Origin of the sequence: Corynebacterium sp. KPL1814 (assembly GCF_000478175.1) — a bacterium.
GTDB lineage: Bacteria > Actinomycetota > Actinomycetes > Mycobacteriales > Mycobacteriaceae > Corynebacterium.
The window spans coordinates 123,056-138,737 of sequence record NZ_KI515779.1; the positions used below are offsets into that span (position 1 = coordinate 123,056).

Annotated in this window: 11 protein-coding genes, 2 rRNA genes, 1 other RNA gene and 1 pseudogene (1 of these 15 only partly in view); 14 read left to right on the forward strand and 1 reads right to left on the reverse strand. The window is 55.8% G+C overall.

Annotated elements, in window-relative coordinates:
- The first annotated feature begins 41 nt into the window (after nucleotides 1-41).
- A complete protein-coding gene (gene prfB / locus HMPREF1257_RS11505; protein WP_005277601.1) occupies nucleotides 42-1,145 on the forward strand; it encodes a peptide chain release factor 2 in 1,104 nt (367 codons plus the stop codon).
- A 21-nt stretch (nucleotides 1,146-1,166) separates the two neighbouring features.
- On the opposite strand, the gene HMPREF1257_RS11510 is transcribed toward prfB, so the two are convergent.
- On the reverse strand, nucleotides 1,167-2,789 hold the full coding sequence (locus HMPREF1257_RS11510; protein WP_023025795.1) for an AbgT family transporter: 1,623 nt from the start codon (nucleotides 2,787-2,789) through the stop codon (nucleotides 1,167-1,169).
- A gap of 120 nt (nucleotides 2,790-2,909) precedes the next feature.
- On the opposite strand from HMPREF1257_RS11510, the gene ftsE reads away from it, so the two are divergent.
- The 13 genes and pseudogenes from ftsE to HMPREF1257_RS11570 form a co-directional block, all read left to right on the forward strand.
- Nucleotides 2,910-3,608: a cell division ATP-binding protein FtsE gene (gene ftsE / locus HMPREF1257_RS11515; RefSeq protein WP_023025797.1), complete on the forward strand. Its 699-nt coding sequence runs from the start codon at nucleotides 2,910-2,912 to the stop codon at nucleotides 3,606-3,608.
- Nucleotides 3,605-4,507, forward strand: a complete 903-nt coding sequence (ftsX, locus tag HMPREF1257_RS11520; RefSeq protein ID WP_023025800.1) for a permease-like cell division protein FtsX — start codon at nucleotides 3,605-3,607, stop codon at nucleotides 4,505-4,507. Before ftsE ends, ftsX begins: the two co-directional genes overlap by 4 nt.
- Nucleotides 4,508-4,551: 44 nt before the next feature.
- Entirely contained in the window at nucleotides 4,552-5,055 is a 504-nt protein-coding gene (gene smpB, locus HMPREF1257_RS11525) for an SsrA-binding protein SmpB (protein WP_023016945.1), read from the forward strand.
- Nucleotides 5,048-5,413: a DUF488 domain-containing protein gene (locus tag HMPREF1257_RS11530; protein WP_023025802.1), complete on the forward strand. Its 366-nt coding sequence runs from the start codon at nucleotides 5,048-5,050 to the stop codon at nucleotides 5,411-5,413. The genes smpB and HMPREF1257_RS11530 overlap by 8 nt, the downstream gene beginning before the upstream one ends.
- 66 nt (nucleotides 5,414-5,479) lie before the next feature.
- Nucleotides 5,480-5,862: a transfer-messenger RNA gene (gene ssrA / locus HMPREF1257_RS12125) on the forward strand.
- Between the two features lie 172 nt (nucleotides 5,863-6,034).
- Complete coding sequence (locus HMPREF1257_RS11535; protein ID WP_023025804.1) at nucleotides 6,035-6,358, forward strand: DUF4288 domain-containing protein; 324 nt, start codon at nucleotides 6,035-6,037, stop codon at nucleotides 6,356-6,358.
- Between the two features lie 395 nt (nucleotides 6,359-6,753).
- Nucleotides 6,754-7,522 (forward strand): annotated as a pseudogene (locus tag HMPREF1257_RS11540) (amidohydrolase).
- Between the two features lie 85 nt (nucleotides 7,523-7,607).
- The gene (locus tag HMPREF1257_RS11545; protein ID WP_023025812.1) at nucleotides 7,608-8,600 is read left to right on the forward strand and encodes a siderophore ABC transporter substrate-binding protein; all 993 of its coding nucleotides are present in this window, start codon (nucleotides 7,608-7,610) and stop codon (nucleotides 8,598-8,600) included.
- 68 nt (nucleotides 8,601-8,668) lie between these two features.
- Nucleotides 8,669-9,634: an ABC transporter permease gene (locus HMPREF1257_RS11550; protein WP_023025814.1), complete on the forward strand. Its 966-nt coding sequence runs from the start codon at nucleotides 8,669-8,671 to the stop codon at nucleotides 9,632-9,634.
- A 1-nt stretch (nucleotide 9,635) separates the two neighbouring features.
- The gene (locus HMPREF1257_RS11555; protein ID WP_034659346.1) at nucleotides 9,636-10,613 is read left to right on the forward strand and encodes an iron chelate uptake ABC transporter family permease subunit; all 978 of its coding nucleotides are present in this window, start codon (nucleotides 9,636-9,638) and stop codon (nucleotides 10,611-10,613) included.
- Entirely contained in the window at nucleotides 10,610-11,365 is a 756-nt protein-coding gene (locus HMPREF1257_RS11560) for an ABC transporter ATP-binding protein (RefSeq protein ID WP_023025818.1), read from the forward strand. The genes HMPREF1257_RS11555 and HMPREF1257_RS11560 overlap by 4 nt, the downstream gene beginning before the upstream one ends.
- 588 nt (nucleotides 11,366-11,953) lie before the next feature.
- A 16S ribosomal RNA gene (locus HMPREF1257_RS11565) occupies nucleotides 11,954-13,472 on the forward strand.
- A gap of 516 nt (nucleotides 13,473-13,988) precedes the next feature.
- A 23S ribosomal RNA gene (locus tag HMPREF1257_RS11570) occupies nucleotides 13,989-15,682 on the forward strand; it runs 1,386 nt beyond the window's last position.
- Together the 16S and 23S rRNA genes form the textbook arrangement of a ribosomal RNA operon.

The window sequence follows — 15,682 nt, forward strand, 5'->3', positions numbered from 1 at the left end:
AATGGCTAATTCTGTGGGGGAGGTGGGTAAGATTGGGCCCTATGCGTCCCGAAGTAATTACACGGCTCAAGCAATTGGACACCACCCTGACCACCATTGAAAAGGTCATGGATCCGGAAGCCTTGGCTGCGCGCATTCGGGAATTGGAAGCCCAAGCTGGGGATCCCTCGTTGTGGGACGACCCCGAGCACGCACAGAAGGTCACCTCTGAGCTTTCTAGCGCGCAAGCAAAGGTCCGCAAACTGGAGTCTTTGCGCGGGCGCTTAGATGATATGCCGGTGATGTACGAGCTCGCGGAGGAAGAAGGCACCGTCTCCGTTGCCGATGAAGACCTTGCTGAGCTAGAAAGCGCCATCGAATCCCTCGAGGTAACCACCATGCTCTCCGGGGAATATGACCCGCGCGAGGCCGTGATCAATATCCGCTCCGGCGCCGGCGGGGTAGACGCGGCCGATTGGGCGGAGATGCTCATGCGCATGTACACCCGCTGGGCGGGAAAGCATGACCACAAGGTGGATATTTACGATATTTCCTATGCCGAAGAAGCGGGCATTAAATCCGCCACCTTTGTGGTGCACGGGGAATACATGTACGGCCAGCTCTCCGTGGAACAGGGCGCGCACCGCCTGGTGCGCCTTTCGCCCTTTGATAACCAGGGCCGGCGCCAAACCTCCTTTGCGGAGGTCGAGGTTCTTCCCGTGGTGGAGCAAACGGACCACATTGATGTGCCAGATAACGAGGTGCGCGTGGATGTGTACCGTTCCTCTGGCCCCGGTGGACAGTCAGTTAACACCACCGATTCCGCGGTGCGTCTGACCCATATCCCCACCGGCATCGTGGTCACTTGCCAGAACGAGAAATCACAGATTCAAAATAAGGCCTCTGCCATGCGGGTTTTGCAGGCCAAGCTCTTGGAGCGCAAGCGCCAGGAAGAGCGGGCGGAGCTCGATGCGCTTGGCGCCGGCGGCAATGCCTCTTGGGGCAACCAGATGCGCTCTTATGTTTTGCACCCGTACCAAATGGTCAAAGACCTGCGCACCAATTTTGAAATGGGCGATCCCTCCAAGGTGCTCGATGGGGACATCGACGGCTTCTTGGAAGCCGGCATCCGGTGGCGCATGCAACAAGAGCGCGGCGAGGATTAACCTCAACCGCGCTCTGCAGGCTTATGCCGGGTAGTGCATCGGTGCGCCCGGCCCGAGTGGGATACCCAGCAGGTACCACACGATAAAGAAGATAAACCAGCCGACGATCATGGCGATGGAATACGGCAGCGCCAGTGACATCAGCGTGCCAACGCCCGCCGGCTTGTAGTAGCGCTGCAGGAAGGTCAGTGCGAGGGCGAAGTACGGCGACATCGGTGTGATGATATTTGTCGGCGAGTCACCGATACGGAAGAGCATCTGGGAAACCTCGGGGGAGATGCCCACGTACATCATCATCGGGATGATTACCGGCGCCATCAGTGCCCACTGCGCAGAACCTGAGGTAATGAACAGGTTGAGGACTGCCACCATGGCCACGAGTGCGGCGAACATCAAGACGGGCGGCAGCGACCATGCCTGTAGCAGCTCAGAACCCTTAATCGCGGTCCAGACACCGAGGTTGGACCACTGGAACCACGCCAAGAACTGGGCCACAGCGAAGAAGAGCACCAGCATGGGAACCAAGGTCTTAATGCCTTTAGCCATGAAATCTGGCACGTCGGAGGCGGACTTCAGCGTGCCGGCGTAGATGCCGTAGACGATGCCGCACACCAAGAATGCCAGGGCAATGGGAACCGCAATCGCGCTAATGAGCGGCGACTCCATGAAGCTATCTTCTTGGCTTGCCAGCGGGGAGCCTGGGATAAAGAGCAGGGCAAAGAATCCCGCGAGGAAGATGACTAGCGCGATGCCAGAGGCGGTCAAGCCCTTTTGCTCCTCCGGCTTTACCCGCAGCTCGTCTTCTTCTTCCTCGAAATCAACGTCGCTTTCTTCCTCGTCCGCCTCGTTATCAGCGGCGCCGGCGGCCTGGGAGAAGGAGACTTCCTCGTAATTGATCTTGTCGTGGTTGACCAGATCGCGGGCCTTTTTCACCATGAACCATTCCGTGACGGCGGTGATGATAAGGGACAATACGATGGCGGATGGGATGACGAAGAAGATATTGGCCAGCGGGCTGACCTCATAAGCCTCATCCACGAACTGCGCGGCGGGCGTGGAAATACCGGCCAGCAGGAGGTCAGTGATGTTGAGGATCAGCGAGGCGTTGAAGCCTGCCGAGGACGCTGCAAAGGCCACCATGGCGCCCACGATGGGGGAGCGTCCCACCGAGTGAAAGGCCATTGCGCCTAGTGGGATGAGGATGACATAAATGGCATCGGAGGCCACGGAACCGGTCACGCCGGCTAGCGCGACGATGAAGGTAAGGAGCTTCGGGCTGACCTTGGTCACCATGGCGCGCACGAGTGCGGACAAAAGCCCGGACTGCTCGGCCACGGCCACACCCAGCATCACTGCCAGGATGACGCCCAACGGCGGGAAGCTCGTGAAGTTTTCCACCGCGTCTGTGACCATGCGCGAGATATTTTCGGTGGTCAGGAGGGATTCAACCTCGATGGTATCGCCGGTTTTAGGGTCCTCGGCGCTCATGCCAATCAAGTGGCCAATCCAGGAGGTAATGGCGACGATGATCGCGAGGATAACGAAGAGCCAGAAAGGATCGGGCAATTTATTGCCGATCTTTTCTACGGTGCCTAAAAAGCCGCTTGCTTTCTCCGGTTTTTCTTTGGTTTTAGTCTCGGCCATAGTATCGGCACTTCCTGTCGATCGGGTCGGGCATCATTGCGCACCAGATTTTGTGTTCTAGACTACACTACTAAATAGCGTTCACAGGTTGCTGTCAACTTTGGTTGCTACAGTGGCGGAGTGATTACTTTCAATAACGTGACTAAGGTGTATTCCGCCCAGTCCCGCCCCGCGCTCGATGGGGTGTCTTTTGAGATTGCGGACGGTGAGTTTGCCTTCCTCATCGGACCTTCGGGGTCCGGAAAGTCTACCTTTCTAGAGCTCATGGTGCGCTACAGCAATGTGACCTCGGGCGATATTTACTTCGGCGATTTTCACGTCAACGAGCTGAGCGGCAAGGACATCAACGCCCTGCGCCAATCCATCGGCTACGTATTCCAGGATTTTCGGCTGCTTCCCAAGCTGAACGTGTACCAGAATGTGGCGTTTGCCTTGGAGGTCATCGGCAAGAGCAAGCACCGCATCTCCACCGCGGTGCCGCAGGTATTGGAGATGGTGGGCCTGGAAAACCGTCATCACGCGATGCCGCACGAGCTTTCCGGCGGTGAGCAGCAGCGCGTGGCCATCGCGCGCGCCTTGGTCAATCGCCCGAAGCTGCTGCTTGCCGATGAACCCACGGGCAACCTCGATCCCGCCACCGCCGACGGGATCATGGACTTGCTGCTGCGCATCAACAAGCGTGGCACCACCGTCGTGATGTCCACGCACAATTCCCGCGCCGTGGATAAGGCGCACAAACGCGTGCTGGAATTGCGCGAAGGCACGCTCGTTCGCGATGAACACAATGCCACCTATTCGGCGCAGGAGGAGCAGGCATGAAGCTAGGATTCATCTTCCGCGAGGCCAGCAAGGGCTTGGGCCGTAACCTGACTATGACCATCGCGATGATCATTACCACGGCCATCTCTGTCGGGGCCGTGGTTGCCGGCATCATGGTCACCAACCTCACCAAGGATACGAAGGATATTTACTTGGACCGCGTGGAGGTCATGGTGCAGCTCAACGAGGATATTTCCGCCACGGATCCAAACTGCACCACGCCCGCCTGCGCGGACTTAAAGGAACAGCTGGAATCCGATAGTTCTGTAGAGTCCGTGGAATTTCGCAACCGGGAGGCCTCCTACGAGCGCTTCCGCGAGCTATTCCAGGACACGGACCCGGTGATGGTGGAACAAACCTCGCCGGATGCGCTACCCGCAGCGTTGCACGTGCGTCTCGTTGACCCGGAGGAGGCCTCCGCCATCGATGCTGTACGGGATAACCCGGCGGTAGAAGAGGTCGTGGATCAGCAAGAAGAGGTGCGCGAGGCGGCAAGCAACCTCGATTCCATCCGGACCGCCACCTTCATCGTGGCCATCGTGATGTCTATTGCAGCCATCTTCCTGGTGGCCAATATGGTGCAAATCGCCGCCTTCCACCGCACCCGCGAGACCGAAATCATGCGCATGGTGGGCGCCTCGCGCTGGATGACGCAAGCACCGTTCGTAGTAGAAGCGGTGCTCGCCTCCCTTATCGGTGTGGTCCTGGGCGGCGCTGGGCTGCTCGTGGCGAAATCCCAAGTGATCGATCCTGCGCTGCAGGGCCTGTATGAATCGCAGTTGCTGGCACCGATGAAGTCCAGCGATCTGTGGCTCGCCCTGCCGCTGGTAGGGCTGCTCGCCTTGGCGGTTACCGCTGCCACCGCGCAGATTACCCTGCGTTCCTATGTCCGCCGCTAAGCCGTTTGCCGGGTGCGGTAAACGAGCAGTACACTGAAGCAATTATGGCTAAAAAGGGCAAGAAGAATAAGAAGGCGGCTTCCGGGGACGCCACGCTTGCGACCAACCGCCGGGCCCGGCACGACTATAAGATCCTCGAAGAATTCGAGTGTGGCATCGTCCTGCTCGGCACGGAGATCAAATCCCTCCGAGAGGGCAAGATCTCCCTCAATGATGCCTTCGCCACCATTGATAATGGCGAGGTATACCTGCGGAACCTACACATTCCGGAGTATTCGATGGGGTCTTGGACCAACCACAGCCCACGGCGCACCCGCAAGCTCTTGCTGCACCGTCGGGAAATCGACAAGCTCTACGGGCAGGTGCGCAATGGCAATAAAACCCTGGTGCCGCTGAAGGTGTACCTCAAAAATGGGTACGCGAAGTTGTCGCTGGCGCTCGCGCAAGGTAAGCAGGACTATGACAAGCGCGAAGACATCAAGCGGCGCGACCAAAACCGCGAAATCACCCGCGAGCTCGGCCGCCGTGTGAAGGGGATTAATGCTTAAAACGGTAAAGGTTCACGACGCAGTCAAGGGTGAAGACTCCATTTCCGGGACGGGCGTATTGGTAGACCGCCTGTGGCCGCGGGGCATCGCCAAGGCGGACTTGGACTATGACGAGTGGTTCAAGGACGTGGCCCCTAGCCCCGAGCTGCGCAAGTGGTGGAGCCACGACGAAGATTCCTTTGAGGAGTTTTCGCGCCGCTACCGCGCCGAGCTCGATGAGCGCGAATCCGAGGAGCTCACCCAGCTGCTCTCCTTGGCAAAGGAGGGGGACCTGACGCTGCTCTTTGGCGCCGCCGACCGCGAGATTAACCACGCGGTGGTCTTAAAAGAGTGGTTGGAAGAGCACTTGGAGAAATAAAAGCGTCTGCGGTAGTGTTAATACAACCGTAGGGAATGATGCACTATCCCGTCCCTACAGTGCTATGGGGTTGATTTGGTTTCGACTTCGTACACTGCGCCAGGGGAAGCGTGCCGGTGAAGGCTATCGACCACCGTTTAAGCGTCGTAGCAAACAAATAAACGCAGAGAAGAACTCTCAGCGTGACTACGCCCTCGCTGCCTAATTACAGCGACGCGTGTCTGTCAGCCTAGGTTTCGTTCCTGACCTAGAACCTGGCATCGACTAAGGAACTTGCCGTCTGGCTGTGTCATCAGGGCCAGATGGGACTCTTACTGGTGACTGGGCCCATCATCCGGTACGAGTTCGCCCGAACCGGAGGGCCGAGCAGAGATCATGTGCGAACTGCGCACGGAGAAGCCCTGGCAAGGTGACGAAGGACCCGGGTTCAAGTCCCGGCAACTCCACCGAGAGCCCCTCACCTGCATTTGCAGGTGAGGGGCTATTTTTATTCCGTATCAGTCATCGTGACTACTTGATCGGGGTACCAGATGAAAAACTTGTTAAACTCACGAACGTGAACACTTCCACGTTGTGTCAGCAGAGATAGGTTGCACGATCTCGACTAAGAGAAGGTGAAGCATGGAACCTTACGTAGGAATAGTGGTATTCGAGCTGTCTCGTGTCGGGACGCAAAAGAGCTATTTCCGTGAAGATTTTTATATCGTCTATGCAGATACGGACGAAGCTGCCTCGGAGCGTGTACAGGCGTTGGCGCATGCACAAGAAGACGAAGGAGACGCCGAACATGGCTCAGTAAAGGTTCGTCACATCGTAGATATTGCCCCTGCCTTGTATGGGACTGTGGAAAAGGACATTGACTTGTACTCTCGGCATTTCGCTTCACTCGAAGACTATAAGCGATTCGAAATGAAGCTTGGAGGGACTAACCCCCTGAAAGATTAAATCAAGCTCAACGTCGAGGTTAGGCAGCTTTCTTAGCGAGTAGTGCTGGCTCCATTGCTTCGGCGATTGCTTCTAGGACGGGGAAGGGGGGAATAGTTGACTTTTAGGCTAGTGCCATAGTCGACGGCTTGTACCCAATTGGATACTAAGCGTCCTTTACGTTAGTGAAATGTCCCAGATTCTCCCATCTATCCACACGGAACAAAATCTGGGACACTTCAGTACTAGGCTCAACTCTCGCCGCCCTGGTGTCCAGGTAAGTGACAGTTCGGCCAGTAACGTCCATGGCTTAGACGGGTTCAGTTCCCGGAAACTCCACCGAGAGCCCCAGCTGGATTCAGTTCTAGCTGGGGCTTTTCTCATAAGGTTGCCCGCGCGCGGCTAGGGTGGTGGACATGCAGCGAGAATTCGATTCCCACCTCCACATCATCGATTTTTCCCACCCCATTCAGGAGAATCGGGGTTATACGCCGCCAGAGTTTTTGGTTCCGGCCTATGACGTATGGCGCGAAAAGCTGCGGAGTGAGGGTTTTGATATCACCGCTGGCGCGGTAGTTTCCGGCTCCTTTCAGGGCTTTGACCAGGGGTATCTGGCAGAAGCTCTGGGGGAGTTGGATAACTTCGTAGGCGTGACACAGCTGCCTGCCGATGTCCCCGATGCTGAAATCCGCCGCCTTGATGGCCTAGGCGTGCGGGCGGTGCGCTTCAACTTCCGGCGCGGTGGCAGCGCAGCGCGGGAGGACCTTGAGGAGCTGGCGTGGCGGATTTATGACCTGGCCGGCTGGCACGTGGAGCTCTATGTGGATGCGGCTACGGTGGGCGATATGGCCCCAGTGCTGAAGAAGTTGCCTGCCGTGAGTATCGACCACCTCGGCCTGAGCGCGCAGGGGGGTAGATGGTCTCTTAGAGCTTGTCGATGCCGGGGTAAAGGTCAAGGCCACCGGATTCGGGCGAGTGGACCTCGATCCGAGGGAGGTGGTGCGCCGCATTGTCGACGTTGATCCAACCGCGCTCATGGCGGGTACCGATTTGCCCTCGCAGCGGGCGAGCCGGGTGTTTTCGGTGGACGATTTCCGGCTCATCGGGGAGGCGGCGGCGGTACATGCTGATGACGTTTTCTTCGCCAATGCAGCGCGTTTCTATGGGCTGGACGATGTATTTTAGGAAAGGTTACCCTCACCCTTGATTGGTTAGGGTGACTTAAGATAAGTTTATGGGGCATTTGTTTCTCGTCTATAAGGAAAGCACAATGAAGAAAATTCATCGCGCTCTTTTGTCTGTCGTGGCTGTCGCCTCCTTGGCGCTTACCGCATGTAGCACTGCGGAAGAAGAGGACCAGGGTTCGAATAAGGGGACATCGGAAAGCGCACTGCAGATCGAAGATAATAACGGCACCCACGAGCTGGACGTACCGTTCGAGCGCGTCGCGGTAACGGATAACCGCGCCTTCGAAATCCTCGCGGATTGGGACGTCAATATCGTCGCTGCCCCGCTTGGCATCGTCCCGGATACCCTCTCGGACAAGATCAATGACGACACGATCGAGGCCAACCTGGGCATGCACCGTGAACCCGACCTGGAGGCGCTGGTTGCCGCAGAGCCGGACATCGTCATCAACGGTCAGCGCTTCACCCAGCACCAGGCCGATATCGAGGCACTGATGGAAGATACCCCGGTCCTCGACTTCTCCCCGCGCGACGATAAGGACATGGCGGAAGAACTCATCCGCCAGACCGAAGCACTGGGCAAGATCTTCGACCACGAAGACGAAGCAAAGAAGCTCGTGGATGACTTCAACAAGGCGCTGGACCGCGCTAAGGACGCCTACGATCCTGAGAAAACCGTCATGGCGGTCAACACCACCGGTGGCGACATCAACTACATCGCCCCAGGTAAGGGCCGCTTCTTCGGGCCATTCTTTGACCTGCTGGGCATGAAGCCTTCCCTCGAGGTGGAAAACGCTAGCGATGACCACGAGGGCGATGACATCTCCGTCGAGGCAATTGCTGATTCCAACCCTGACTACATCCTCATCATGGACCGCGACGGTGCCATCGCCAAGGATGAAGCAGGCTACACCCCAGGTAAGAAGCTGGTAGAGGATTCCGCGGCACTCAAGAACGTGACTGCCGTTAAGGAAGGCAACATCGTTGCCGCTCCGCAGGATACCTACACCAATGAAAACATCATTACCTTCACGGAGACGCTCAACGCGATGGCAGACGCGTTTGAAAAGAACTAGCCACCACTAAAAACCGGAAACCGGAGGGATTTTGTGCCCTCCGGTTTTCAGGTGCGTAAAGGATAGTTATGGAAACCACCACCCGCACAAAGGTCTGGGATTGGAAGCTGGGCCTCGGCGTACTCATCGTAGCCGCGTTGCTCGTTACTTCTCTGCTGACCGGACAGTACGACGTTTTTGGTGCCGATGATGGGGCCGCCATGTTCGGCATTACCCGCTTGCCGCGCACCATTGCCTTGGTGCTGGCCGGCGCGGCCATGGCCGTTAGCGGCCTGGTCATGCAGCTGCTTACCCAAAATCGCTTCGTCGAACCCTCTACCACCGGCACCACGGAGTGGGCCGGGCTGGGCCTGCTCTTCGTCATGGCCGTCGCACCCACTGCCTCGATCCTGACCAAGATGATAGGTGCGGTGGTCTTTTCCTTCCTGGGTACCGTCGTATTCTTCCTCTTCTTACGTCGAGTGACCCTGCGCTCCTCGCTCATCGTGCCGATCATCGGCATCATGCTGGGCGCCGTGGTCTCTGCGGTCTCGACGTTTTTCGCCTTGATGACGGATATGCTCCAGCAATTGGGAATCTGGTTCATGGGCTCATTTACCGCGGTGTACAAGGGTCAATACGAGGTTTTGTGGATCGTGCTCTTGGTGCTGGTGGCAGTGTATATCTACGCCGACCGCCTCACCGTCGTTGGCTTGGGCGAGGACGTGGCCACCAACGTTGGGCTGAACTATAACCGCATGTTGTTGCTTGGAACAGGGCTCATCGCCATTGCTACGGGCGTGGTGACCGTCGTCGTGGGTTCGCTGCCCTTCCTGGGCCTAATCGTACCCAATATCGTCTCCATGGTGCGCGGCGATGACCTGCGTTCCAACGTTCCCTGGGTCTGCCTGCTGGGCATCGGCATCGTCACGGTGTGTGACCTGGTGGGGCGCGTCATCATCGCCCCATTCGAGATGCCGGTTTCGGTCATTCTTGGCGTCATTGGCGCCATCGTCTTCATCATCATGATTGTGAGGTCGACCCGTGCGAACTAAGATGTCCGCCCCACCCAAGAAGTACTGGATAACGCTGGTCTGCGTATGGGGCTTAGCTTCGGCTTTGGCCTTTGCCTACCTGGCCTATGGCAACCCGATGGACTTTGGCACCCGCAAGTTTTGGCTCATCGCCCAGCGCCGCGCCGATGCCCTCATCGCCATGGCGATCGTCGCTGTGTGTCAAGCCATGGCCACGGTGTCTTTTCATACCGTGACGAATAACCGCATCTTGACGCCGTCCATCATGGGCTTTGAGTCCCTCTACGTTGCCATCAATACCGCGACCATTTTCTTCCTGGGGGCTAGCGGGCTTAACGATGCCCGCACTGTGCCCACCTTCCTCATGCAAATGGGTGTCATGGTGGGCCTTTCCTTGGTGCTTTATTCGTGGCTGCTGACCAATAGGAAGCAGAATATGCATGCCATGCTGCTGGTCGGCGTGGTCATCGGTGGTGGCCTGGGCTCACTATCTACCTTTATGCAGCGCATGCTGACCCCCAGCGAGTTCGATGTGCTGACCGCGCGCCTTTTTGGCTCCGTGAATAACGCCGAAACTGAGTACTATCCCATTGCCATTCCCATCGTGGCCATCGCTACCACCCTTTTGGTACTCAATGCGCGCAAGCTCAATGTGATTTCCTTGGGCGCCGATGTCAGCACCAACCTGGGTGTGAACCATAAAGCACACGCGATCTACACGCTGGTGTTGGTCTCGTTGTTGATGGCGACGACGACCGCGCTGGTAGGTCCTATGACCTTCCTGGGCTTTTTGGTAGCGACGCTGGCCTATCAATTCGCCGATACCTACGATCACCGCTACATCTTTCCGATGGCGGTGGGCTTAGCATTCCTCGTGCTCATTGCGGCCTACTTCCTCATGCAGCACGTTTTTTCCGCCCAAGGCGTGGTGTCCATCATCATTGAGCTGGTAGGTGGCTCCGTGTTCCTGTTTGTCATTATGCGAAAGGGCCGACTGTGATCGAATTAAAGAACGTTTCTAAAACCTATTCCGCCGAGACCGCTATTGGTCCGCTCAACCTGACCATCCCGCAAGGAGGCATCACCGCGCTGGTGGGGCCGAATGGTGCGGGTAAGTCGACGATGCTCACCATGATCGGGCGCCTGCTCGACATGGATGAAGGCAGCATCGAAATCGCCGGCTATGACATTCAATCCAGCAAGTCCGCCGACCTGGCGAAGATTGTGTCTATCTTGCGGCAGGAAAATCACTTCGTCACGAAACTAACTGTGCGCCAGCTCGTGGGCTTTGGCCGCTTTCCCTATACCAAGGGGCGGCTCAACAAACACGATGAAGAAGTCATTTCTAAGTACATTCACTTCCTACACTTGGAAGAATTGCAGCACCGCTACCTTGACCAGCTGTCTGGTGGTCAGCGCCAGCGCGCGTACGTAGCCATGGTGCTGTGCCAAGAAACCGATTACGTGTTGCTGGATGAGCCGCTGAATAACCTGGACATTTCGCACTCGGTGGACATGATGCGCCACCTGCGCGAGGCTGCCCAGGAATTGGGGCGCACGGTCATCGTGGTTCTGCATGACATCAACTTTGCCGCGCGTTACGCGGACTATATCTGTGCTTGCAAGGACGGGCAGATCGTCGAATTCGGCCCGGCCGAGGAGATTATGCGCGACGATATCCTGACGCCCATCTTCAATACTCCGGTGCGCGTTATCGATGGGCCCGATGGAAAGATCGCGTGCTATCACTAAAAACCAACGTTGGCCTGCGAGTTTGCGTTGTGTAGTGGGGTGGTATAAATTTTAGCGAGTCGCCGAGAGGTAGCCGGTTGGTTACTTTTGAGTGGCTTTTTGTACTGACTTGGCTCGGGGATTTGACTTGGTTTAGGTTGTTGGGTAGGTTAGTGCGAGCCGCCGCTGAGAGGTTAACGTTTGGTTAATTTTCTTGTGGTGTGTGGATGTTGTTTGAGAACTCAATAGTGTGCCAATGTACTTATTTTTTATTTTTGTGTGCATGGTTGTGTGTTGATTGGTCTGTTGACCAGCGAGCCTATGGTGGTTTGTTGGTTGGTGTGTGCCGGTAAGGTGTTGTTATACGCATCTTTTTGAATACTGTTTAGTGTTTCGGCTGCATTGATGGATTGGTTGGCATGTGATTGTGTTCAACTTTTTTGTCTCCCTTTTTGTGCCCCGTCGGGTTGGGGAGGCAGTTTATTTTTCTTTGTAGTAATTTTTGGACGCCAGCATGGACTGCTTTTGTGTGGTTTGTGGTGGTTTGTTCTTTTGGTTAGGTTTGGGCTTTTCACGGCCTTGATTTTGGAATGTTGTTCTGAAATTCTTTTTGTGGAGAGTTTGATCCTGGCTCAGGACGAACGCTGGCGGCGTGCTTAACACATGCAAGTCGAACGGAAAGGCCCTGCTTGCAGGGTACTCGAGTGGCGAACGGGTGAGTAACACGTGGGTGATCTGCCCTGCACTTCGGGATAAGCTTGGGAAACTGGGTCTAATACCGGATAGGAGCCATCTTTAGTGTGGTGGTTGGAAAGTTTTTTCGGTGTAGGATGAGCTCGCGGCCTATCAGCTTGTTGGTGGGGTAATGGCCTACCAAGGCGGCGACGGGTAGCCGGCCTGAGAGGGTGTACGGCCACATTGGGACTGAGATACGGCCCAGACTCCTACGGGAGGCAGCAGTGGGGAATATTGCACAATGGGCGCAAGCCTGATGCAGCGACGCCGCGTGGGGGATGAAGGCCTTCGGGTTGTAAACTCCTTTCGCTAGGGACGAAGCTTTGTTGTGACGGTACCTAGATAAGAAGCACCGGCTAACTACGTGCCAGCAGCCGCGGTAATACGTAGGGTGCGAGCGTTGTCCGGAATTACTGGGCGTAAAGGGCTCGTAGGTGGTTTGTCGCGTCGTCTGTGAAATTCTGGGGCTTAACTCCGGGCGTGCAGGCGATACGGGCATAACTTGAGTGCTGTAGGGGTAACTGGAATTCCTGGTGTAGCGGTGAAATGCGCAGATATCAGGAGGAACACCGATGGCGAAGGCAGGTTACTGGGCAGTTACTGACGCTGAGGAGCGAAAGCATGGGTAGCGAACAGGATTAGATACCCTGGTAGTCCATGCCGTAAACGGTGGGCGCTAGGTGTGAGGGTCTTTCTACGACTTTCGTGCCGTAGCTAACGCATTAAGCGCCCCGCCTGGGGAGTACGGCCGCAAGGCTAAAACTCAAAGGAATTGACGGGGGCCCGCACAAGCGGCGGAGCATGTGGATTAATTCGATGCAACGCGAAGAACCTTACCTGGGCTTGACATACATCAGATCGCTGCAGAGATGTAGTTTCCCTTTGTGGTTGGTGTACAGGTGGTGCATGGTTGTCGTCAGCTCGTGTCGTGAGATGTTGGGTTAAGTCCCGCAACGAGCGCAACCCTTGTCTTATGTTGCCAGCATTTGGTTGGGGACTCATGAGAGACTGCCGGGGTTAACTCGGAGGAAGGTGGGGATGACGTCAAATCATCATGCCCCTTATGTCCAGGGCTTCACACATGCTACAATGGTCGGTACAACGCGTTGCGACACTGTGAGGTGGAGCGAATCGCTGAAAGCCGGCCTTAGTTCGGATTGGGGTCTGCAACTCGACCCCATGAAGTCGGAGTCGCTAGTAATCGCAGATCAGCAATGCTGCGGTGAATACGTTCCCGGGCCTTGTACACACCGCCCGTCACGTCATGAAAGTTGGTAACACCCGAAGCCGGTGGCCTAAACGTGTTAGGGAGCCGTCGAAGGTGGGATCGGCGATTGGGACGAAGTCGTAACAAGGTACCCGTACCGGAAGGTGCGGGTGGATCACCTCCTTTCTAAGGAGCTTTTATTATTGGGCTGCAGTTGCAGCCAGAACCCATAGTTGTGGGTTGCCCACTGTTGTTTGATGGTGGGTTGGTGGTTGAGTAGGCGAGTGTTCTGCTGCCACCGAATTTGGAAATTCCGGGTAGGTGACACACCTTAATCAGCAGTATCAAGTGTTGAGACAGTGCTTTGTGACATGCGTAAAAGTGTCCATGTATACAAAAATGAGTGTTGATTGTACGTTGGTGCATTGTTGGGTGTCTGGGGCATTATCCCCTTTTTTGTGTGCCTGACTGGTTGATGGATGCCATTCATTGTGGTGGTGTTTGTTGCTGGTTCGGGGTGTTGTGTGAGAACTGTATAGTGGACGCGAGCATCTGCATGATGCCACTTACACGTTGTGTTTGTGGTGTCTTGTGTGTGTGATGTGATTTTTCTTTTTGTTTATTTTGTCAAGTTCACTTGTTACCACCACATGCTGGTTGCATGGCTTTTGTTGGTTGTGTGGTTTGTGTGTGGTGGTTGGTGTGTTCGTTATTTAGGGCGCATGGTGGATGCCTTGGCATGCTGAGCCGATGAAGGACGTGTAAGGCTGCGTTAAGCCTCGGGGAGTTGTCAATAAAGCGTTGATCCGAGGATGTCCGAATGGGGAAACCTGGCCCTGGTTATGTGGGGTTACCCTTCAGTGAATTCATAGCTGTTGTGGGGGTTACGCGGGGAAGTGAAACATCTCAGTACCCGTAGGAGGAGAAAATAATAATGATTCTGCTAGTAGTGGCGAACGAACGTGGATGAGGCTAAACCGTGTGCATGTGATACCTGGTAGGGGTTGTGTGTGCGGTGTTGTGGGGCTCAATTGTGTGTCATCTACCAGTGGCACGCCCTTTTTGCATTGTTGTTAGGTGAAGTGGTTTGGAATGATCTGCCGGAGTAGGTGAGAGTCCTGTAGCTGAAGATGATGATGTGGGGGTTGTTGGGTTCCCGAGTAGCAACGGGCTCGTGGAATCTGTTGTGAATCTGCCGGGACCACCCGGTAAGCCTAAATACTCAGTGTGACCGATAGTGGATAGTACCGTGAGGGAATGGTGAAAAGTACCCCGGGAGGGGAGTGAAATAGTTCCTGAAACCATGTGCTTACAATCCGTCAGAGCACTTTTTATGGTGTGATGGCGTGCCTTTTGAAGAATGAGCCTGCGAGTCAGCGGCATGTCGCGAGGTTAACCCGTGTGGGGTAGCCGTAGGGAAACCGAATCCTAATGGGGTGGTAAGTGGCATGTCCTGGACCCGAAGCGGGGTGATCTACCCATGGCCAGTGTGAAGCAGCTGTAAGAGGTTGTGGAGGCGCGAACCCACGTAGGTTGAAAACTGCGGGGATGAGCTGTGGGTAGGGGTGAAAGGCCAATCAAACTCCGTGATAGCTGGTTCTCCCCGAAATGCATTTAGGTGCAGCGTCGCATTTAGCTTGGTGGAGGTAGAGCGACTGGTTGGTTGAGCGGGACTACAATCTTAGCAATGTCAGCCAAACTCCGAATGCCATCAATTGTGTTGTGCGGCAGTGAGACTGTGGGGGATAAGCTTCATAGTCGAGAGGGAAACAGCCCAGATCGCCGGTTAAGGCCCCTAAGGGTGTACTAAGTGGAAAAGGATGTGGGATCGCGAAGACAGCCAGGAGGTTGGCTTAGAAGCAGCCATCCTTGAAAGAGTGCGTAATAGCTCACTGGTCGAGTGGTTCTGCGCCGACAATGTAGTGGGGCTCAAGTACACCGCCGAAGCCGCGGCAAGCAACAATTTTTTGTTGTTTGGGTAGGGGAGCGTCGTGCATGGGTGGAAGCGTTACCGTGAGGAGGCGTGGACTGTGTGCGAGTGAGAATGCAGGCATGAGTAACGAATTGTAAGGTGAGAATCCTTACCGCCGGATGACTAAGGGTTCCTGGGTCAAGTTCGTCTTCCCAGGGTGAGTCGGGACCTAAGGCGAGGCCGACAGGCGTAGTCGATGGATAACCAGTTGATATTCTGGTACCCGTACATGTGCGCCCATGATAAAGCACGGATACTAACCACTGCGGATACGCTACCTAGCATTCTTTGAGTGTTGGTGGTGTTGATGTCGTGGGGCCTGATGTGTGGTTCAAGTGATGGGGTGACGCAGTGAGGTAGCCGCGCCACTTACTGGATTGGTGGTGTAAGCGTGTAGGCCGTGTGGTAGGTAAATCCGCCACAC

Coding starts and splice junctions, on each gene's coding strand:
- prfB (WP_005277601.1), top strand. CDS start 42: ATGCGTCCCGAAGTAATTACACGGCTCAAGCAATTGGACACCACCCTG.
- HMPREF1257_RS11545 (WP_023025812.1), top strand. CDS start 7,608: ATGAAGAAAATTCATCGCGCTCTTTTGTCTGTCGTGGCTGTCGCCTCC.
- HMPREF1257_RS11510 (WP_023025795.1), bottom strand. CDS start 2,789: ATGGCCGAGACTAAAACCAAAGAAAAACCGGAGAAAGCAAGCGGCTTT.
- HMPREF1257_RS11555 (WP_034659346.1), top strand. CDS start 9,636: ATGTCCGCCCCACCCAAGAAGTACTGGATAACGCTGGTCTGCGTATGG.
- HMPREF1257_RS11535 (WP_023025804.1), top strand. CDS start 6,035: ATGGAACCTTACGTAGGAATAGTGGTATTCGAGCTGTCTCGTGTCGGG.
- smpB (WP_023016945.1), top strand. CDS start 4,552: ATGGCTAAAAAGGGCAAGAAGAATAAGAAGGCGGCTTCCGGGGACGCC.
- HMPREF1257_RS11530 (WP_023025802.1), top strand. CDS start 5,048: ATGCTTAAAACGGTAAAGGTTCACGACGCAGTCAAGGGTGAAGACTCC.
- HMPREF1257_RS11550 (WP_023025814.1), top strand. CDS start 8,669: ATGGAAACCACCACCCGCACAAAGGTCTGGGATTGGAAGCTGGGCCTC.
- ftsX (WP_023025800.1), top strand. CDS start 3,605: ATGAAGCTAGGATTCATCTTCCGCGAGGCCAGCAAGGGCTTGGGCCGT.